The 21197-nt window shown below is 63.0% G+C and carries 13 protein-coding genes; all 13 read right to left on the bottom strand.

Going from position 1 to position 21197, the window contains the following annotated elements; translation table 11 throughout:
• Window positions 1–15: 15 nt before the first annotated feature.
• Genes BUA41_RS12275 through tagH form a run of 13 tightly spaced genes read right to left on the bottom strand, consistent with a single transcriptional unit; the run spans window position 16 to window position 21196 of the window.
• A complete protein-coding gene (locus BUA41_RS12275) occupies window positions 16–3561 on the bottom strand; it encodes a toxin VasX (protein ID WP_072823247.1) in 3546 nt (1181 codons plus the stop codon).
• A complete protein-coding gene (locus BUA41_RS12270; RefSeq protein ID WP_072823245.1) occupies window positions 3558–4484 on the bottom strand; it encodes a DUF4123 domain-containing protein in 927 nt (308 codons plus the stop codon). Before BUA41_RS12270 ends, BUA41_RS12275 begins: the two co-directional genes overlap by 4 nt.
• The gene (locus BUA41_RS12265; protein ID WP_245791911.1) at window positions 4481–6520 is read right to left on the bottom strand and encodes a type VI secretion system Vgr family protein; all 2040 of its coding nucleotides are present in this window, start codon (window positions 6518–6520) and stop codon (window positions 4481–4483) included. The genes BUA41_RS12270 and BUA41_RS12265 overlap by 4 nt, the downstream gene beginning before the upstream one ends.
• A gap of 54 nt (window positions 6521–6574) precedes the next feature.
• Window positions 6575–7165, bottom strand: coding sequence for a GNAT family N-acetyltransferase (locus BUA41_RS12260; protein ID WP_072823241.1), 591 nt, complete (start codon window positions 7163–7165; stop codon window positions 6575–6577).
• On the bottom strand, window positions 7149–10814 hold the full coding sequence (tssM, locus tag BUA41_RS12255; RefSeq protein ID WP_072823239.1) for a type VI secretion system membrane subunit TssM: 3666 nt from the start codon (window positions 10812–10814) through the stop codon (window positions 7149–7151). The genes BUA41_RS12260 and tssM overlap by 17 nt, the downstream gene beginning before the upstream one ends.
• A 29-nt stretch (window positions 10815–10843) precedes the next feature.
• A complete protein-coding gene (gene tssA / locus BUA41_RS12250) occupies window positions 10844–12298 on the bottom strand; it encodes a type VI secretion system protein TssA (protein ID WP_072823237.1) in 1455 nt (484 codons plus the stop codon).
• A 9-nt stretch (window positions 12299–12307) separates the two neighbouring features.
• The gene (gene vasI, locus BUA41_RS12245; protein WP_084671514.1) at window positions 12308–12946 is read right to left on the bottom strand and encodes a type VI secretion system-associated protein VasI; all 639 of its coding nucleotides are present in this window, start codon (window positions 12944–12946) and stop codon (window positions 12308–12310) included.
• The gene (locus BUA41_RS12240; protein ID WP_072823235.1) at window positions 12946–14481 is read right to left on the bottom strand and encodes a sigma-54 interaction domain-containing protein; all 1536 of its coding nucleotides are present in this window, start codon (window positions 14479–14481) and stop codon (window positions 12946–12948) included. Before BUA41_RS12240 ends, vasI begins: the two co-directional genes overlap by 1 nt.
• 4 nt (window positions 14482–14485) lie before the next feature.
• Window positions 14486–17170 (bottom strand): type VI secretion system ATPase TssH, encoded by a 2685-nt coding sequence (tssH, locus tag BUA41_RS12235; RefSeq protein ID WP_072823233.1) that lies wholly within the window; start codon window positions 17168–17170, stop codon window positions 14486–14488.
• A gap of 9 nt (window positions 17171–17179) precedes the next feature.
• Window positions 17180–17974, bottom strand: coding sequence for a type IVB secretion system protein IcmH/DotU (gene icmH, locus BUA41_RS12230; RefSeq protein WP_084671512.1), 795 nt, complete (start codon window positions 17972–17974; stop codon window positions 17180–17182).
• Window positions 17975–17976: 2 nt separating this feature from the next.
• On the bottom strand, window positions 17977–19311 hold the full coding sequence (tssK, locus tag BUA41_RS12225; protein ID WP_072823231.1) for a type VI secretion system baseplate subunit TssK: 1335 nt from the start codon (window positions 19309–19311) through the stop codon (window positions 17977–17979).
• Window positions 19311–19832, bottom strand: coding sequence for a type VI secretion system lipoprotein TssJ (gene tssJ / locus BUA41_RS12220; RefSeq protein WP_072823229.1), 522 nt, complete (start codon window positions 19830–19832; stop codon window positions 19311–19313). Before tssJ ends, tssK begins: the two co-directional genes overlap by 1 nt.
• Window positions 19832–21196 (bottom strand): type VI secretion system-associated FHA domain protein TagH, encoded by a 1365-nt coding sequence (gene tagH, locus BUA41_RS12215; protein WP_084671509.1) that lies wholly within the window; start codon window positions 21194–21196, stop codon window positions 19832–19834. Before tagH ends, tssJ begins: the two co-directional genes overlap by 1 nt.
• Window position 21197 lies beyond the last annotated feature (1 nt).

Below are 21197 nucleotides of genomic sequence, written 5' to 3'. Positions count from 1 at the left end.
TTTTTTCCTTCCTGGTTACCACGACCCGATATCAAGGCGTTGCCAATCCTGTTGCATACGCCTGATATCGACATCGCCCGGAGTATATCGCTTGTCCGGGCCCGTACCGCCGGCTGGATCGAGATAGATGGTTTGATCACTGGGGTTGCCATAACTGCCTGTGCCATCGAGCCATTCGACGCGAATACCGACGACGATGTGCTCGGTTTTGTAGCCATGTGATGTGCGTTCATGAGCTGCAATAGCTCCGACCAGGCTGATGCCCGGTTGATCCGTTGCCAGTCGAAGCGTTAGAGCGTCGGTCAGTGACTCGGTGGGCACCCAGCGCTCCGATGCGAGTGTGATGCCAGTGCGCTGGTTGAATTTGGCCGGCTGCACCAGTGATACCCTGAACGACAACCTGACCGGAGCTTGGCCGTCGAGTGGAGCCTGGAGCATTTGCCGGGTAATGCTGGGCAATGTCAGCTTCAAGGTGTAGTGGCTTGGATCGCGCGCCCAACGCGTGGCGTGATTGAACCAGCCCCCCATGCCGGTATCGGCATAGTGCGGCTCAAGAGTGATATGCGTTGGCTGGACACTGGCCCGTAATGTCTGCAAATAATAGTCAAGAGATTCGTCGCCAGCTTCTTGTCCCCAGGGTGTGTGCTGTAACCAGGTATCGTGGGCGCTGAGATTGTGACGGTTGTATAACCAGGTGCCGCCGAGTTCCAGCACGGTGGCGGCAAGGCCAATCAGGTTGACGCGCCCGAATACGTTTGCCAGACGGGCACCCGCCATGGCCCAAGTGATCTTACCACTACGCACGGCAAGCCCTGCGAGTACGTTGCTTCCAAAACCATAGCCATAAGCACCCATCATGCTGGCGTTACCACTCATGGCTAACAATGCGGCACCCTGAGCTTTATGGTTGCCGCTGCGCACGGCACTTTGCCAGTTGCCATGATTGGAATAGAGATTGTAACCAGCGGCAAGGAACCCCGCGCCATAGCCCGCGAATCCTAACCCGAGATGCAGTTTGCCGAGTTGGGTATAAACTTTTTCGGAAGCGGTTTTCTGAAGCGCCTGGCCTAGCACCCGTGCTTGGGTGCTCAAGGCGGTATGGCCAACCCCTTGGGCGGCAAGAAACCCTGCTGCTCCCGTAGCGAAGAATGCCGCCCACGCCTGCCTCTTTCGAGCCAAGTAATCTGGACTTTCCCCATCACGATTTGACAATTGGTTTAATGCCTCGATCGCGCCCCATAGATTGACTGCCTGTACCATAAAAATAGCCAGCGCCAGGCCGTCGCCGGCCAGGGCCATTCGTGGGGCGCTGTTGATGCCCTGACGCAGGTTGCGAACCATTCCGCTGACGTGCTGCTGCTGGTTGGCGGGCAATACCAGCGTTAGACCTGCGCGACCGGCACTACCCTCTGCAAGAGAGATACGCTCACCCGAAGAATCCGCCACAGGGCTGAGCGCTCGGGCCAAGGCTTCTTCTTGCGTGGCGAGCTGGCGTTGTATTGCGCGTCGTTCACCGAGCAAGTCCCGCGCCTCGGCAGAGCGATGCCCTCGTCTTGCCTTGGTTTGATCATGTCGACGATTGACGTAAAGAAGCCGTTCACGCAACCCGAGAACTCGCTGGAGGGTGGCGCGAAAATCATGCAGTTCCTCGGTGGAAGAGACCTGGAACTCGAAATCTCCACGGGCGGTGGCATCGAGGATGCGCGCTGCCAGCAATCTTGGCATGGGGCGAAATAGCGCTTCCAGTGGAGGTAGTGCATGGCCTGTCACCTGATAAAGCGGTTCCAGAGCTTTTGCAATGCCAATTCCCAATGCCGGGTTCAGGTTGGCGCGTGCGCCATCGGCGAGAGCGTGGACATTCTCAGGCAGGGAGGCAATATCCGGTAGACTGCCGTGTTCGATATTTTTAAGCTTTTCCAGCCACTCGGGGGCATTGGTAATGACTTTATAGCCGGCCGCGAAGATGTCGGCATACTGCTTGGTCAGTGTCGTCTGTTCCTCAAGCGACAAGGTGTACAGCAATGGGCGGTCATTATGTGGGTTGTCTTCTAGCCAGGCATATATCTGTTCATTGGCCTCATCGCTACGGCAGATATCCCGCATGCAACTGTATTCGGCGGCAAAGGCGGCTTCCAGTTGTTGGTTGTCTTGGGCATCGAAATGCCAGGCGGCCACATGGAAGCGATCGCTGCACAGCATGTCGACCCGGTCGGCGGTGATGCGGTCGAGCAGAGTATTCCAGCGGGCGAGCTTCTCGCGCTGCTGGTCGACAAAGGCATCCATCCTGGGCCGGTTGATCAGCTCATTGATGCCGCGCTGACCGAAATTGGCACCCTCGAGAATATCGTGAACGCGGCGATCATGCTCACGCTTGGCATTGACCAGCCTGTCCAGGTGCGCACCAACAAAGCCCGGGTCGGCTTCCTGCAATGCCTGGCGTGCCTGATAACGCTGGATAGTGGTCGCCTGTCGACGCTGGATGACGTCACGATAATCAGCGCTGCCGCCCTGATAGGCATAATCGGCGCGGTCGACACCTTTTGAGTTCTCGAGAATCTGGGCTCTCAGCTCAGAAGGCAAATCGGGATCGTTGGGCCGTAGCAGTGGCGTATTATCGTTTAGGTAGTCGAGTATGGACTGGCGTGTTTGTTCCCGAGACGTATCGTCCATCGCCGTGAGGTCGTCCCACATTGGCTGGCGCTCAGTATCTTTTTCCGCGCTGGCCAGCGCCTCAAGTTCGTCGCTGCTCAACTGGGTGATCGACTCGATGTAACAGCCGAGCAGATAATCGCGCTCGGTGCGCCCGTCGTTTTCATTCGCCCAGGTCTCGACCCAGTCGACCACGTGGTCTTGGTGGTTCGCCAGATCGCGCATCACGCCGAGGTCATCACGCAAGATCAGGCACAGGCATTCATCGCGATCGGCGACCCGGTGCTGCTTGAGTAGCTTGCCCAGGCGTGTCTTGTGGTAGTAGGGCTCGTTCTCCCAGTGATAGGGCTCGCCTTCCTGTTCATGGCCGTCTTCGATGGCGGCGGGTTGGACGTCTTCGGCAAACTCGGCGACCCACTGTTCGGCCTGGGAAGTGGTAATGAGCTGAGCCCCGCCCCCGGTAATGGGATTGGCACCGGAGAGATCGACCATCTGCATGAAGGCATCGCGATCCTTGGTGCTGTTACGTACCTGGGCGCGCTTGCGTTCGGTCCATGGGACTTCGGAGAAGCCGACATACAGTGTGCGATCGGTCTGGTACTCGAGCTTGCCGCTGATGGTGTTGCCTTGGTCGCGAAATTCGTACTCCGCGAGTGAGTTGTCGGTCGAGTCCAGCACATAAAGATAGCCGTTGCGCAGCAGGCGAATGCCCAGCGGGCGGGCGTCGAGCGTATAGGGCATGCCGATGCCGGGAAGGAGCTCCTCGACGATCCCGTAGCGTAGCGGCAATAGCTGGACCTTGCGCTCCAGCAATGGGCAGTTGGCGCCTTCTTCGCTGTCACGACACGGCTGCTCGTAGGCGGCCAACGCGCCATCGTGGCGGTCGTCGGCGGGTCGCTGAAAGGATGTCATGACAGACTCCTTGAGGTGTTATTGGTTATGTCATTCATGTTCGTCAATGCCGCTTCCAGCCGCTCCAGGCCTGTACCGGTACCCACAGCTGCAAGCAGATGGCGTGTTCTCTCGGAAAGCCTGGCGTCGTCCAGCGAGGGAATGTCGAGCCGTGCCAGCACGGTGCAGAGCAGCGACCACTCGCGCAGCGAGGTAAAGCCCCAGGACCGCCCTTGCGTCACGAGCGCCGATAGATGCGCGTGACGTGCCTGAGGCGTGAGGTCGCTCAGCCAGCCCGCGCAATGTGTCTCGACGAAGCTCGCCAGTTGGCGAATATCCGCGCGGCGATCACAGGCCTGCAGGCGCTGTAGCTGAGCCTCGTTCAACCGATAGCCTGGCGGTTCGATGGGAGAGCACACCTGCGCGACTTCTGTGTCTGGCGACCAGGCCCGCCATACGCCCACCACGGCATCCGGCACCACGATCTGGGTGATGGGCCCCCAAGGGGCCAGACCCATAGAAGGCTCTTCAGGCAGCAAGGCATGAATCACCGCCGGATCGGCCAGGCGCAGTAGCATGGGAATATCCATAGGGTGACGGACCTGGATCAATTGCCGCAGATGATCGGCGACCTCGACCAGCGACGCATCGCTGACGATCAGATACCCCCCTTCGTCGCCTGCTCCCTCCTCAAGGAACATCGCGATAATCGGGTCATGCAAATGAGGCAATGCGATCAGCCAGGGGGACACCTCCTGAACCGTCGCCCAGGGCGTGCCGGCATACAGCAGCTCGGCGTCCATCGCGCCATCCGACCATTCGTAGAGCTTGCGCGCCAACCCGCTCACACGGACACCATCGAGCAGTAACAGCACGCTTTGGTCAGCGGGCCAGCGCCAGTGCGAGGGTGACAACCCATGTACCAATGGCCAGGTCGTGCTCATGAGGCTGCTTCGTCTCCACTGGGTTCACAGACCGGGCAGAGTGCGCGTTGCTGAAGAAGAGCAGCATGCTGCGGCGCCTGTACCGGTTTGAACTGCGGCGCTGCCTCCACCTCCGCCGCCACCAGCGGCTCCAGCGCGCCCTGGCCGCTGCCACTGCCCGGGCTACCGCCGGAGTTGATCTTCACCGCGGCGCCGACGATCGTCACCCCGCTGGGGTCGAGCTTGAGAAAGCTGCTGCCGGCCTTGAGGGTGATCTCGGCGCCGGCTTCGATGACGACTTTCATGCCGGCCTTGTGGTGAATCTCGCTGCCCGCCTCGATGAGCTGGGCACGGCCATATTTCTCGTGGCTTGTCTGGCCGACGATCCGGTGATCATCGCCGTCGATCTTCTCGCGCCGTTCGCCGTTTACGTGGAGGTGCTCGTCGTGCTCGATCCCGGTGAGTCGGTCGCGCTTGACCCTGAGATGGCTGTCGCGGCGAATCTCCTCGGTGCGATCGTTTTCGGTGATCAGCTCCAGATCCTTCTGGGCATGAATCCAGATCTGCTCGTTGTCCTGGGCATCCTCGAAGCGCAGTTCGTTGAAGCCCTCGCCCTGGTGAGTCTGGGTGCGAATTACGGTGCGCGTCTTGTGCTCCGGCAGGGCGTAGGGCGGGGTATTCACCGCGTGATAGGTGCGCCCGGTGATCAGCGGCTGGTCCGGGTCGCCCTCGAGGAAGGAAACGATCACCTCGTGGCCGATGCGCGGTATCGCGATCGACCCATAACCACCGCCGGCCCAGCCCTGGGCGACGCGAATCCAGGCACTGGCCGTGTCATCGGGTTTGGCATAGCGATCCCAGGGGAAGCGCACCTTGACCCGGCCGTGTTCGTCGCAGTGAATCTCCTCGCCTTCGGGGCCAACCACGAAGGCCACCTGGGGGCCATCGACGCGCGGCTTTGTATCTTGCGCTGGCCGCCAGGCCCGGTCGGCAGGCATCAGCACCAGGGTGTTGGTGTATTTAGTCATGCCGTCACCGCCGACGGCGTCTTCTTCGAGCGCCTGGGGCTGGCTGCCGTCGTGGACCACCTCGATGACTTGCCAGTCACGGTTCAGCGCGTCGTTATCGTGCCCGGCGAGGGTGAAACGGGTCCCGGGCCGCAGTTCGGGTAGATCGCTTTCGGCGTTCACGGTGAGGGCGTCGTGGCGCAGGCGTTCCAGGCGGGTCTTGGTGAACGCCTGGCCCGAGGCATCCGCCTTGTAGCGCCCAGGATAGTCGAAGTGCTCGTAGTCGGTTCTTTGCGCGTGTTCTTCCAGAGCACTGCCGACCTGTTCATGTAATTGCGCATATGCCGGTTGCTTGAAGGAGTAGTCCTTCAGCATGGCCGAGGCCGGTCGCACCCGGGCAACCTGGCGCAGTCGCCGCACATGGTGGACCGGCGCCGTCCCGCCGGCGCGGCTGTGGTAGGTCCGTGGCCCCAGGTTCCCGAGCCTCTTGGGATCGTCGGCGAATACCAGGCGATGGGCGCCACCCGCTCGCTCGTCGAATTCGTGGAAATAGCACAGGCCTTCCTCGGCGGCCAGGCGCTCGATGAAGGCAAGGTCCGTCTCGCGGTACTGCACGCAGTATTCGCGCTCGACGGGCTCCCGGGTCGCCGCGAAGGTCGCATCCTTGATGCCGCGCTCGGCAAGCAGGGTATTGATGAGGGTCAGCGGCGAGGCGTTCTGGAAGATACGCGAGTTGTGGCGCAGGGAGAGCCGCCACAGGGCCGGCCTGACGAGAAGCGTGTAGAAGGTGCGGCGGTGGCCGCGATCGCCTTGGGCGAACTCGGCGACCACGCCATGCACGCGGCGCAGGGCTTTGCCGTCCTGCCACACGGTGAGGGTCACCTCGCGTTCGAGCCAGTCGTCGGCGGCAAGATCGGGCCGGGGGCTGGCCAGATTCACCGTGAGTTCGAAGGGCCGGGAGAGCGCTTCCTCGAGATGGAAGTCGACGACCGCCAGGTCGGCGCCGGCATCATTCGAGGCGCCATCGCCCCGGGTGAGGGTGAATTGCATGCTCCTGCGTCCCATGGGTCGTTCCCCCTTGATTCTTCGGTCGTTCATGATCGATCAATCCCACTCGGCGGGGGCTTCGAAGCTGGCGATATCGGTGGCATCGACATGCATGCGCTGGAAACCGGCGGCTTCCAGGCTCTTGACTGCCGCAACACAGCACAAGGGCAGGCGGGCATGCAGAGGGACGCCGCTCAAGCTACGACGGGCGGCACGCAACAGGCGAGCGCCGTAGCCCTTGCCCAGCCAGGGGGTGTCGATGCAGAAAAAGCGCAACTGCCAAGCGGCCTCGTCGTCCGGCCGGCAAGCCAGTACCAGTCCAATGGGCGGCGCGCCGGAAGGGCGCAAGGCAAGCAACTGCCCTTGCCAGTGCTCGACACCCATGTCGTTTCGCTGTAGCCAGAGGCCGTACTGAAGGGTGAAAGCGAGTGCCCGCCCGAGGGTGTCGAGATGCGCTCGATCGCGAAGTATCCAGGGGGCCTGACCAAGCGCGGCAGCATGTCGCGCGGCGACGAGAAAGATCTCGATGTCGTCGCCATGGGCGTTTTCCAGCAAGTTCAGTCCGAATGACGGGTCGGCGGGTTGAAGGGGGCCGGCTGCACGTTTGCCGTTCTGGCGTCGCAACAAGCGCTCAAGTCTCGTCAGCATCGTTGACGCCTCCTTGGCCATAGAGCGCGGTGGGCAGGCTGAAGCCCGCCGTCAACGGCCGGGTGAACGGGTTGGGGGAGCGATCGGAATGCAGTCGGTAATGCATGGTGCCGCCGTCGACGTTGAAGCGCAGTTCCAGTTCATGCTCGCTGGCCCCGGTGATATCTGCCTCGTCGAGGAGGCGGAACCAGGCCCAGGCCCCTTGACGGCGCAGGCTGCGGGGCGAGCGATTGATCTGGCTGGGTACCAGGGTCACCCGGCTCTCATTGAGGTGGCGCAGGCTGTTGGGCCAGATCATCGGCACGTTGCTGCGCGGGCCGTGCAGATACTCGATCAGCTGGCCGTCGACACTGATCACGCTGCGCCGCTTGTCCGGTGTGAGATTGACAGGCTCGAGGCTGAACTCGACATCGAGCAGGCCATCGGTGTCGAAGTAGGCCTCACGAATGCGTTTGGCACGTTCGAGAGAGGCGAGCACGCTGTCACGCAGGAGCGGGTTGCCGTTGTTGTCGCGGAGCTGTTCCGAGGCGCCTTCCAGGAAGGGGCGCAGGTTGTCCTGATAGAAGCTGATCAGGATGCCTTTCGGGCCAAAGAAGCGCTCGAAGTCCTCCAGAGCGACATCGCGGCGAGCATCGGGAGCCAGCGGATAACGGCCGGCGAGACGTTGCTCGTAGGGGGCGACGACATCGTCGAGCCACTGGCGCTCGAGATGGCGTAGGGCGTCGTTCAGTAACAGCTGCCAGCTCTGATCCGCCAGCTCGGCAAGCATGCGATCCACCGGCGCGGGCGTTTCCTTGGCGATGCGCCCGAGAGCACCTATGGGGTCCTCGCCACCAAGCACCAAACGGTCGCGGGCGATGACGAAGGCGGTCCGACCGGGATCGTTGGCGCCTTGCACCTGGCGTAGATAGTCGCGCAGATCGGCGATGACGCGCTTGATCTCGACGATGTCGGCAGGATTGTCGTTCTGGGCGGTCATCAGGTGGTTGAGGTCACTGAAAGACCTGTCGATTTCACCAGCCAACTGATAGCGGAGCGAACGCTCCAATGCCTGACGCGCGGTATCGTCGTCGATCGGCAACTGCGGATAGAGCTCGGTATTGCGGGCCACCTCGCCAAGCAGACGATCCAGCGGGCGGCTGGCGCCTAGCAGGCTGTCCATGACCACCACGGCCTGGTCGATGTCCTGAAAAGGCACCAGTTCTACCTGGGCCAGGGCCTCACGCCAGGTGATGCTGTAGTCGCTGACATAGAGTTCGCGCAGGGCGTCCCTCAGATGACGCTTGTCGGCGTCGCTGAAATCGATGTTCTCGCGGCGGCCCAGTACCCAAAGATCGATCAACGCCAGTTCGGTAGCCTGGTCGAGCTTGGGAAGAAAGTAGTGTTCGAACCCGTCCCGAGTCGCCAGGCCAGGGATGAGCACGTTTCGAGGGTCGTCGTTGCGGGCCCGGAACACGGTGCTCCAGGCGGGACCGATTCCCTGGCGAAGATCGAGGCTGGCAGCGCTGCGTTGGGTACTGCCTGCGGCCAGGGCACGATAGACGCGCTCTGCCATGGGGATTTGGGCAAGTTCGCGCTGGGCGGCTTCGATACTGCCTCGCAGTGGCGTCATGGCGGTGATGGCGCCGGGTTGTCCTGCGTTCGCGTCCCCCTCCAGGTCGGTATAGGCCATGGCATAGTCGAGGTGTGCCAGCAGGCGTTGCTGCACGCTTCCCTGGTGGGGGAATTCCTGCCGCCAGCGGTTGGCCATGACCTCGTGCACGCGCTCGGGCTGGCGACCGCTGGCGTCGGAGAGCATGCGCAATACGCGCAGCAAGGCGAGTTTCTCGTTGCTGTTGGGCTGGGCGCGGTTCATTTCGTCCATGATGTCGATCATCAGGGCCGGCAGGAAACGATACTCGAGGGTCGCCAGGTAGGCGCCCTCGACCTCGCGACCGACCCTGTTGCCCTGGTAGAGCCCCATGTCGGCAATTACGGGCATATGTGCCCGAAAATCGCCGAATTCCAGGGTGGCACCGCGCAGGCGGTCTAGGGTGTCGAGCAGCACGTGGCCCGTGTGGGCCCCGGATTGCAATTCGGCAGGACGGCTCGTGGTGAAGTCGTGCGCCTTTTCTTCCACCGCTGCCAGGGCCAGGGCATTCTTCTGGTAGAAGTGACTCCAGCCACCGACCAGCACTGCGCCGCCGAACAGGCAGGCCATCACGCTGGCCCTGTGTAGGCGATGGCGACGGCGTGAGGCCCTGGCGTTGTCGCCCGCAAGCCCGGCTTCGGGATAGATGATCTTGTCGAACAGCTCTTCGCTGAAGAACAGGGCTGAACGTGCCGCCCGATGGGCGGACTGCACGCTATCGGCCATGCCATAGCGTCGCGCCGCCGCATCGACGAAGGGGTCTTCCGGCACGCCCTGCTGGTAGACCGAGGTGAAATAGGTGCCACGCACCATGGCGGCAGTGGAGAAGCGATCGCTGGCCAAGGCTTCCTGGAGGAAACCGAGCAGCACGTCACGCAAGCCGGCCAACTGGCGCACGAAACGGAATACGGATTGGCGCTCCTCGCCGTCGCGGCACTCCGCGAGCAGAGCCGGCAGACGAGCGTTGAGGCGTTCGAGCATGCCGTCGTAGGCGGTGGCGAACTCCTCTTCCCAACGTTCCGGCTGATCCAGCGACGCGGCACTGAAGGTAAAGCCGAGCGGGGCACGGCGCTCGTCACGGGAATAGTGGCGGAAGAAATCGTCGAAGCCGTGCAACAGGTCCATCTTGCTGAAGGTGACGTAGACCGGCAGGCGCGTCGACAGTCGTTCCATCAGCTCACGCATGCGTGCCCGCATCAGGGCGGCGTAAGCCTTCCTCACGCCAACCTTGGCATGGCTCAGGTTCGCCAGATCGAGCACCAGAACGATACCGTCCAGGGGGCGGCGAGTGCGTTCACGCTCCAGCCAGGTGATGAAGTGATCCCAAAGACGGCTCTCGGGCTCGGCGGGTTCACCACCCGTCAGGGCCTTTTGGGTAAGCAGTTCGCCATCCGGGTCGATGAGTACTGCTTTATCGCCTATCCACCAGTCGAAGCCGTGGCGGTTGCGCTTGCCCTGGCCGGAGACTTTCAGCACGTGGGTCAGCGAGAAATTCTGGCCGGAACGGTTGATCAGGCTGGTCTTGCCGGCATTCTCGACGCCCATGACCAGATACCAGGGCAGCTTGTAACGTGCCTTTCTGCCGCCACCGAGACTCGCGGTGAGTTCCGCCAACGTGGCATTGAGCGAGGTTTCCTGCCGCTCGACATCGCCTCGAACCGGGTCATGCTGCAGCAGCTCCTTGTGCTCATCGGCATCGCGGAACTCTTGCAAGCGACGCGATAGTCGCACACCCCAGACCACGCTGACGATGACGCCCAGGGCCAGGCTGGCCAGCAGTCGATTGTGCCATGGAACCAGCGGCCGCGATTCACCTACCACCCACAATGGCCCCAGCCACCAGATGGCCGCCAGGGCGATCCCTGCCAGCAGCAGCCATGGGATCACCGAGAGACGCCGGGCGTCCTGGCGAAGCGATTGAGTACGATTGCCTTGCATCTTCACCTGGTCGGCTTGACTGTCTGCCTTCGCCAGCCCGGGCACCAAGCGGCGCAACCCGCTCTTGACTCGTGACCACATCGTTGTCTTTCCCCTGTACCTTGCTATTGTCAGTTCTTCAGCGACTTGTCGAGATGGGCCACCAAGGCCGGCTCCCAGCGCGCCAGATCGATATCCGCCAGGGCGTGTTGCAGCGCCTGGTAATGTTGTCGAGCCAGGGCGTCGAGTCCTGCTGCCTCGAGCAGCTCGGCGCTGGCCAGTCGCCAGTAGGCGCGATCCCTGGGCCAGCGTGCCTCGGCGAGACCTCGATCGAGCACCCCGAGGGCCGCTTGCAGTCCTTCCTCGGCAAGACGGTCGTGCGCTTCTGCCAAGCCGATTTGCCAGGGGTCGCCGCTGCCATGGTAATTTCGCGGACCTGAGCCGGTGGGCGCCCTATCGAGCCACTCCCGGGTGGCGTCGTCGATGAAAGGGGTGCCGTCATTGAAGGTCAGCGCTTCGAGACCGGGCAGACGTTCGACGAAACGCACGACTTCCTCGCGAATTGCCGTCGCACAATCGGCATGCCCCAGGGCGTTGGCGACTTCGGCACTCAGCCGATGGCCTTCGAGCCAATAGGGGCTGACCGCCAGGCTCGCCTCGATGCGCCGCCATAGCGCCGAATCGGCATTACGGGCCAGGGCGTCGCGATAATTGGCGATGCGGTCCGCCGAGACCGGAACAAGCTCCGTGCGTTCGCCGTCCCGGGTGCCGGGCAGGGCATGAATGGCATGCCACAGGGCATGGCGGCGCAGGCGATAGCCCAGCGGTTCGCCGGGGGATTGCTCGTTGATAAAATCGGCCATCTTGAGCAGTGCCTGGCGGTTACCCCGCTCGTTGCTGCTTTCCAGGCGACCTTCTGGCGCCCGCGAGGGGGCAGGGTCGTCATGAGAGGTTCCGGTATGGCGACTTTTATCCCTACCTCGTTCAGTCGCCGCCGTGCCTTGGGCAGATGCCGGCTCGGACTGCCTCGCGCCTTCGAGGGTGCGCTTGAGTTCGTCAAGATTTTCTGTCGGCAACTCCCGGGCTTGCGCAGCGTCGATCAGGGCTAGGCAGGCCTCCTCGCAAAGCCGATGCTCGGTCGGGGTGCCGCAGAAATCCAGGGCTGCTGCAAGGCGTGCGCTGCGCTGGGTGAATTGGATGAACAGCCGATGGCGGGCGCGCTCACTATGAAAGGGCCAGGCCGCGTGCCACCAGCTGCCCAGCACCCCGACAAGCAATTGCAGGGACAAGGCGAAGCGGAGAGGGTCGCCATCCTGTTGCAGGCAGTGCAGTAAGTGGCCGAGCACCTTGAGGTCCTTGCCTTTCTCGCTGAGCAGGCGCATGGCGCGGCTTTCCGCCTGCAGCCAGTCGACGCTGCCATGGCGCAGCGATCCTATCTTCATCATCTCCTCGTCGAGCCAGGCGTAATCGGCCTCGCCATCGACACGATGACCGATCTCCGGTGCGCCCTCCGTGTCGCCTGACGAGGAGGCGGGTAGAGGGGCAAGCAGAGGAGCGAGCTGCGCTTGTGTAGTGATGCGTGTCATGGCCATCTCCTACCAGCGGCAAGCGTTGCGCAGCGGCTCGATGCGTGCGCGCAGCCCGGTCAGATCGAAACGCAGCCCATCGAGGGCATCGACATTGCTGCCGAGCGTCAGGGTATTGGCATCGAGCAGGCGCTGCAGGGTGTCGATGGCGGGCAGGCCTCGACCGCCGCTCACCACATACCCCTCGTCGCGGATGCGCCAGGGGCGCTCGATATCGATGCTTGGGGTCTTGAGCCGCAGTCGAACGCGACCCTCCCCGAGCGGTTCGTCGACATGGATCTGAAAATGGGTGATGTCGTTTTCACAGCTGATGACCAGTCGGGGACGCGGATGCATGGCGCCCAGGGCCGGGGCGCTCATCAGCACGTCGCCGTTGTCGGGTTGGGCGACACGCAGGCTGAAGTCGTCGCCACGCCCCTGTTCGAGGACGTTGATCGCATGCCACAGCGCCGGTCGGGGGTCGCCGCCTGAAACGGTGCTCGAAGCCGGGCGAAACAGGGCGTCGTAGCATTGGAGACGTTCCAGCCGTGATTGCAGGCCGGCACAGCCGGTAGCCAGCTCGTTAGGGTCGTCGGCATTCGATGCGGGGCTCGACAGCACCATCAGCATCAGTACCAGGGCCCTGGGACGAAGAAAGGTCGGGATCATCAGGGGTCCAATTCCAGCAGTTGGCACTTGTGTGCCAGGGTGCGCTTGGGAACGCCCAGGCTCTGGGCGGCCAGGGTGCGATTGCCATCGAAGCGGTCAAGACGTTCACGAATCAGGCGGGCCTCGTAGTCGCGCAGCGCCTGGCGCAAGTCCGAAATCGCATTGTCGGTCGTGCCAGGCGGGGCGATGTCCTGCGCCGGCGCTGCCCTTTCCTCGGCAACGATCAGCAGGGACCGGGGGCCCACGTCTTCCCCGGCGGGGGTCATGGCGCAGGCATAGTCGATGAGGTTCTTGAGTTCGCGGATATTGCCCGGGTAGTCGCGCTCGCGAAGCAGGCGCAATGCCGCCGGGGTGATGCCCAGTTCGGCGCGTCTCTCGCGTCGGCAGAACTCATCGATGAACGTCTTGGCGAGCAAGGCGATGTCGTCGCGGCGCTCTCGCAGGGGAGGCAATACCAAGGGAAATTGGCTCAGGCGATAGAACAGGTCGGCGCGAAAGCGACCGTCACGAATGTGCTCGCGTAGCGGTTGATGAGTGGCGGCGACCAGGCGCAGATCGGCACGCCGCTCCTCGCTTTCCCCCAATGGGCGATAGCGACCGCTTTCCAGCACGCGCAGCAGTTTGGCCTGCAACGACTGTGGCATATCCCCGATTTCGTCGAGGAACAGGGTGCCGCCATCGGTCTCGCCGAGCAGGCCGTTTCGGGCCTGGTCGGCGCCGGAAAAGGCGCCCTTGGCGTGTCCGAATAGCTCGGATTCGAGTAGCGTTTCGGGGATCGCCGCACAATTGAGTGCCACGAAAGGGCCATTTGCGCGAGCCGAGAGACGGTGCAGGGCTCGGGCCACCAGATCCTTGCCGCTGCCGGTTTCACCCTGAATCAGCACGGCCAGGGAGGTTTCGGCGGCGCGCACGATCTGCTCGCGCAGGGTCTGGATGGCCGGGGTTTCGCCCAGGATGGTCTCAGCCAGCCGACGGCTCAGGGCCTGGCGACGAGCGCCAGCGTTGAGTTTGGTCAAGGAGTCGCGCAGCTGGCTGCGCTGACGATGCTCGTCGAGCTGGCGATGGTGTCGAGCCCAGAGCTGACACAACAGCCTTTCGAAGACGGAAAAGCCGGGATCATCGAGCAGGGCATCGAGTGCGACGGTACTGGCGGCAAACGCCAGTACGCCGAGCCATTCTCGGGCACCATCCAGGGCTCTCAGCGGTCGGATCTCCAAGAGCAGATCGCTTGACAGCCTCGCGACCTGAGCCTGGAAGTCCGGATGGTCGAGCCGCGAGCGAGCCTCGCCGAGTTTCAGGGTCAAGGGGGTGCCGCGACGGATGGCGTGAGCATAAGGATGACGAAAGTCATCGCAGGCAAGGCGTATCTCGCTATCGTCCTGAACCAGCCAGCGACCGCTGGCATCGAGCGCCAGGCAATGGCTCCAGACCAGATCGTGGGTCTCGCACAACGCCGCACGACCGCGCTCGCGCAAGCTGGCAGTGTTTGGGCATGCCAGCATGTCGAGAGCGATCGTCATTCTGTCCAGGCTCATCGGCTTATTCCACGCAGGCCACGAAACCCGCGCGCTCGTCGTCGACGCCCAAGGTGACGCGAGTGACCGGTTCGCCCCGGGAGAGACGTTCGAGCAGGGCCCGAGAGACCGGTGGCAGCAGCTCACCGTCGATGACCGATTCGAGCATGCGGGCCCCGTTTTCGCTGCGGATGGCTCGAGCACGGATGGCTTCGGCCAAGCCCTCTCCAAGTCGCACCTCGGCGTCGCGATGGCGCTGGCGAATGCGTGAGGCGAGGGCGGTGAGCTTGGCTTCGACGATCGAGGTCAGCGTATCCGCGGAGAGCGGAAAATAGGGCACGACTTCCATGCGCGCCAGCAGCGCCGGCTTGAAGAAGCCGGCAAGCTCGGGATAGAGCGCATCGTCCAGGGACCCGGGGGAATCGGCATGGGCGACGATGGTTTCGAAGCCGAGGTTCGAGGTCAGGAAGAACACCACGTTCTTGCAGTCGATCAAGCGCCCCTCGCCATCGGCCAGTTCACCCTTGTCGAAGGCCTGATAGAACAGGTTGAGCACGTCCGGGTGGGCCTTTTCGACCTCGTCGAGCAGTACGATGGAGTAGGGGCGCTGGCGAATCGCTTCAGTCAACAAGCCGCCCTCGCCGAAGCCGACATAACCCGGCGGAGACCCGATCAGCCGAGAGACCGTGTGTTTTTCCTGGTACTCGGACATGTTGATGGTGGTGAGAAATTGCCGCCCCCCGTAAAGACGCTCGGCGATCTGCACCACGGTCTCGGTCTTGCCCACCCCGCTCGGGCCGACCAGCAGGAAGGCGCCCAGGGGGCGCCCCGGGCGACGCAGGTCCGCGCGGGCGGTGAGCAGATGGCGATGCAGGCGAGCGATGGCGGTGTCCTGGCCCTGCACCAGACGACCGAGATGTTGGGGTAGCTCGGTCAGTCGGGTCAGTTCGTCGCTGGTCAAGCGCTCCACGGGAACCCCGGTCCAGTCGCCGATGACCTGGGCGATCTGGGCCTCCTCGACACTGGCATCGAGCAAGGCATGTTCGTGCTGCAGTGTCTTGAGTTCGGCCTCGCGTTCGAGCAGTTCGGCATGCAGACGATGGTGGTCGGCGTCGGGGGCAGTATCGCCGCAGGGATCATTGGTAGCCGACGCTAGTTGCACGTCTTGCGATTCTGCGTGGCTGCCGAGCAATTGGGCGTGCAATACCAGGGTGGCGTCAACGCACTCGCGCTGGGTATGCCAGGCGGCTTCCAGGGTGGCGAGCTCGTCGGTGATACGTGCCAGGCGAGTATCGAGCTCGTCGCTGCGCTGCGTATCCGGGGCGCGACCCAACAGGACTTCACGATTGAGTTGTTCGCGTTCGCGGCGCGCGGCAAGGTGTTCGCTGCGCAAATGACTCAAGCGGCGTGGCGGAGCGTCCAGGGCCTGGGACAGCCGCGCGCAGGCGGTGTCCAGCACGTCGATGGCCTTGTCGGGAAGCTGGCGTCCCGCCAGGTAGCGGGCCGACAGCTGGGCCGCGGCGCGCAGACCGCTTTCGCCGATCAGCACGCCGTGCGCGCGCTCATAGACGTCGCGCAGACCCCGCAGGATGATCAGCGCCTGCTCGGGGCTGGGCTCGGCCAGGGAAACCGGCTGGAAACGCCGGGATAGTGCCGGGTCCTTCTCGAAATACTTCTTGTATTCGCGCCAGGTGGTGGCGGTGATGGTACGCAGTTCGCCCCGAGCCAGGGCCGGCTTGAGCAGGTTGGCGGCATCCGCTCCTCCTTCCTGGTTGCCGGCGCCGATCAGGGTATGCGCTTCGTCGATGAACAGCAGGATCTGGCGGGGCGCATTACGCACTTCGTCGATCACCGCCTTGAGGCGCTTTTCGAATTCGCCCTTCACCGAGGCACCGGCTTGCAAGGCACCGAGATCCAGCGCCAGAAGCTCGACCTCGGCCAGCGCGGGTGGCACGTCGCCGGCCACGATGCGGTTCGCCAGCCCCTCGACCACCGCGCTCTTGCCGACGCCGGCGTCTCCGATGACGATCGGGTTGTTCTTGCGCCGGCGGCCTAGGATGTCGAGCATCTGGTCGATCTCCGGGTCGCGGCACAGGACTGGATCGAGCTTGTCGTGGCGCGCCTGTTCGGTCAGCGAGGTGGTGAAGCGTGCCAGGGCGCTGTCGCTGTCCGGAGGCGGTATTGAAACGCCAGGACCCGGCTGCCAGGAATCTTCGTGCTCCTGGAGGCGGGGCGCTTCGGTGGACTCCGCGGTCAGCCGCGAGAAGTCGCGGCGCAGGCTTTCGCGATTGAGCGGGGTGAGAAGTTCGCTGCTGCGCGGCCCCAAATAGCGGGAGGCATTGTGCAGCAAGGTGACGAAGATGGCGCCGCTGCGCAGCTGAGTATGCTCGAGTTCGGTGGAGGCGAGCAGCCAGGCATCCTGCAGCAGCTCGATGAGCAGCGGCGAGAAACTTGGGGTGGCGACCATGAGACCCCGGGGTGGAGCGGTCTCGTCGCTCAGCGAGGCGCGCAGTTCCGACGTCTCGATGGCCTGATGCTCGAGTAGGTGGCGCACGTCGCAGAGCGGCTGGTCGAGCAACGCCAGCAGCAGATGCCCGACACTCACTTCCGGTGCCCGCTGTTCCGCGCAATGGGCCGTGGCCTGCTCCAGACCCTGGCGAGCGATGGCGTTGAGTCTGCCGATGAGCGCAGAGAGCTCTACCCTATACATTAGTTTCTCCTAAAGTATTCGGTCGAGAATGGCGATCACGGCATCGGCTTTCTGATCCAGCGACCAGGCCAGCACGCCATACGCGAGCGTTGCGAATGTCGCGAACAGGGCGAAAACGCCCCACAGGGGCAAACCCTCGCGACGGCGACGATGGGCGGGAATGACGTTTTCCAGTGGCTGAGTCAGAGCGCTGTTGGTGGCATCTCCCTGGGCCGAGAGCTGTTCGCCAAGGGTGCGCACGATCAGCTCGTATTCCGTGCGGCCCTGGGGCATGACCCGATAGCGTCCCTCGAAGCCCAGGCACAGGCATAAATAGATGAAGGCCAGCATGTGGGGGTAGCGCTGGGGCTCCTGCTGCAGGCGGGCGAGTATCGAGAAGACCTTCTCGCCGCCCCAGGTCTCGTTGTGAAAACGGGTCAGCAACGAGTGCTCCGCCCATTTGCTCTGTTGACCCCAGGTCGTACCCATCACCGCTTCGTCGATGAAGGAACAGAGGACGTAGCGATAGGCCAGCAGCGTGGCGCGGTCATAACCTCGTTCGGCGAGCTCGACCTCGATCGAGGCAATTTCGGTGACGACCTGGTGATAGAGCCGTTCGATATCCTCGAGACTGGCAAGCTTGCGCACGCGCAGCACCATGCCGAGCAACGAACTCGCCGCATCGACCAGCGGATTGAGGTTGTGACCACGCAGGTGGAACCAGTAATCCTCATCGGCATCGAGTTGCTCGACGTCGCTATGGATCAGCCCGTTCAGGCCGGTTGCGTCTATGTGATCTTCGTGGCGTGTCACGACGTCTTGCATGATCAACTCCTGATCGCCCAGAACTGCATTTCCAGCCCCGGGAATTCACCGGCCACATGGAAGGCGAAACCGCTGGCGCCCTCGAGCATGCTCCAGGCCTGGCTTTGACGATCGAGCTGGAAGTAGGTGTAACCGGCGTGATAGGGCAGTTGGCGAGGTGCCACCGGCAATTGGATAAGCGGTATGCCCGGCAACTGCAGGCTTATGAGATCGCGGATGCGCTCGACGCTGGCAACCTTGGTCTGTTGAACGAACTGCTTGCGCAGTGTGTCCGGGGGCATGTCGGCATGTACCGCAAGAATGAAGTCTGCATCGTCGAGCAATTCGCTATCGGACAGCGGCGCGACCATCAGTCCATAGCGGCGCGACTGTAGCTGTATGGCCAGGGCACGGGGTTCGAGCACCGTCGAAAGCGACTGGCGCAGGCTCTGCATCAGCGATTTGAAGGCGCGTCCCGGTTGATCGTGGTCATAGGCCGGGAAGTCCGGCGGCAGTCGCGATTCGTCGGTGAAGGTAATGAGTTCGCAACCGATCTCGAGCATCGCCTCATACAGGCGTTCGGGATGCAGCCTCCCCAGGCGAGAAAGATGCTGGAAACGTGGATTCGCACGATTGAGCAGCTGCAGCAGCATGAAGTCCGAGACGTCGGCCACGCCGGATTGATGGGGTGTCGCCAGGCGTTGGGCGATATTGCGTGCCCGTTCGCGCATCAGGCCGGTCATCTCGCCGATGAAACGCTGCAGGAAGGGAGATGCCGCCACGTTGAGCAGCGTCGGCACGAATTGGTCGTCAAGGATCAGGCTGCCATCCGGGCGGCGCTCGATGATGCGTGTCACCGCAAGGCAGGCGTAGGCGCTGCGGTCGTCGCGCTCGAGCAAGAGACGCGGCGTTACCCGAGCGACATCGAGCTCGGTGATGCCCCCCTCCCGGGAGTGCAAGTCACGTATTCCTCGCGTGGCCAGCCGATAGCGTGAAGGCAACTGGTCTTCGGGCCAACTCACTTCGCCCACGGCATCGGTGGCCAATGGCACTCCCAGATAGACGATCTGGTTGGTCAGTGCGGAGTCCTCGATCTCCAGAGGCGCCGGCTCGGCATCGTCCTCGGGAAGACGAAAGGCGGTACCGTCCGGCATCACGCCACTGGCTCGAGTCAGCGCGATGCGTCCGAAACTCAGGAACTCGGTGTTGAGTTCGAGTGACAGGAAACCATGAGGTTGGCCACTGGCCCCCTTCAGGCGAATATCGATCAGCGTCTCGAGACTACGCTGCTGCTGCTGAAAGTGCTGGGGCTTGATGAACAGCCCTTCGTTCCATACGACGCGATTGCCAGCGGCCATCAATTTTCCTTCCTCAGTTCCACCTCGTGCTCACGAAGATGCACGAGCAGGTGATAGTCGTTTCCAGTCGCGTCGACGCGCACGACCTTCTTCCACTGCGCCCTGTTCGGGTCGGCATAAAGCGCGATGACACCCATGTAGCGCGTGTCCTCATCGATCTCGAACGGCGCATAGAACTTGAATTGCCCGGGCAACAGGGTGAAGTCATCGTGAACCAGGTAGTTGGTTCCCAGGGTCTCCTCGAGATCGCGTTTCAATTCCGGGAAGTCGGCAGCCATCAGCATCGAGTCGTCCTTGAGTTGAAGGATCTGGAACATCAAGGGCGTGCCGATTCCTCGGTAGTTGGGGTTGACGTCACGCTCGGCGACCATCGAAAGATCGACCCGGCTGGGGCGATTCTCGGGATGGCCGACGGGAAGCGAAGGATCCCAGATGACCTGGGCGGATTTGCCGATGGCCTGGAAGGGCGCGCTGCACCCGTTCAACAGTAGTATCAGCGCCAATGGAACGAGGAGGCGCATCACGCGTTCTCCCGCTGCTGGCGCCGCACGGAGCTGTCGTAAGCCTGCTCGAAGACTTCCCAGAACAGTTTCTCGAAGCCGCGCTGGCGCCCCGAGTCGAGCTCCTGGTAGTAGTGGCAATACATGTCCCAAGCCCAACCGCTCTCGTCCTGCTGGATTCGCTGACTACGGCGATAGGCGTGAAAACGCTTGAGCAGGGCATCGGGAGAAAAGGCTTCGAGGATCGATGAAAGCGCCTGGCCAATGGCCTCCTCGATGGCTGTCTGATGCTGGCGCTGGTGTTCGAGGCATTCGCCGATCGCTGCCGGGGCCGATAGATGAACCGGGCTACGCCGGGCCGAAAACAGGGTGTTGAGCGTCTCGTCGTAATCCTGATCAAGGCGCAGGGGGTTGTCCTCGATGGGCTGCAGATGGCGATCGCGCAACGGGTAGCGATTGTTGTCCTGCTCCCGGTGCAGGCTCAGCAGACCCTCGATGGTGGCACGCAGGGTGTGGCCCGCCTCTTCCAGGAAGGCGTGCTGTTCTTCGCTGTCGCGGAAACTGAGTTTGCCGCCGAGGGCGCGCAGTAGTGGTGCGGTGCCGACATGGTTGGTGACGCTGGCCCCGGTCGTGGTGGGGTCCTGCCAGCGTTCTTCCAGCTGTTCGCCCACGGAGCGTTCCAGGTCGTTGAGAATTGTTTCATCCATCGGGGGTTCCTCGTGTCGTCTGATTGTCGGCAAGCGCATCGCGGTCTGGCTCCGATCTCGAAGATCGTCACCGACGCCCTGGATGGCGCTCGACGTAAAACGGGTGGCGAGCGCTGCCCGGGCATTGCCGTCGTTGGTGGAAGCATCGCTCGGAGCGAGTGCGTCGAGGGGGTCTCGGCAAACGATATGGGTCGTGGTGTCGTCCAGGGCATCCAGGGGGTCGTCGTGCCGATGCTTCCCGATCTCCATGGCCGGCAGTTCGGCACCTTCGGGCATTTCGTTCTCTTCGGTGATCAAGGTGTCGAGAGGCTGGGAGCCGGGCTGCACCGCCTGTCGGTCGCCATAGTGCACACGCAACCGGTAGTCGCCGATGAGCAGCTCGTCGCCGTCTCGCAGGGCGACCTGACGATTCTGTCCGATGGGCAGAGTGGCGTGATTGACGAAGGTCTGTCCGCTGCAATCGATCAGGCAGAAGCGCTCGTCGAACAGCCTGATTTCGGCATGCGCCGGGAGGATCTGGCCATGGCGATCCTGCAGCAGCCAGTGGTCTTCGCGACCACTGCCGATAAAGCCCCCTTCGGCATGGAAGACGTGACTGCTCATCGAGCGGCCATCGAGGCGTTCGCTGTTGGTCACCACCAGCGTGATGGCGTGATACAGAGGGGGAGTGCCCTGCATG

Origin of the sequence: Modicisalibacter ilicicola DSM 19980 (genome assembly GCF_900128925.1) — a bacterium.
GTDB lineage: Bacteria > Pseudomonadota > Gammaproteobacteria > Pseudomonadales > Halomonadaceae > Modicisalibacter > Modicisalibacter ilicicola.
The sequence above is the reverse complement of the archived record's forward strand: the minus strand, read 5'-3'. Positions and strand labels throughout refer to the sequence as shown.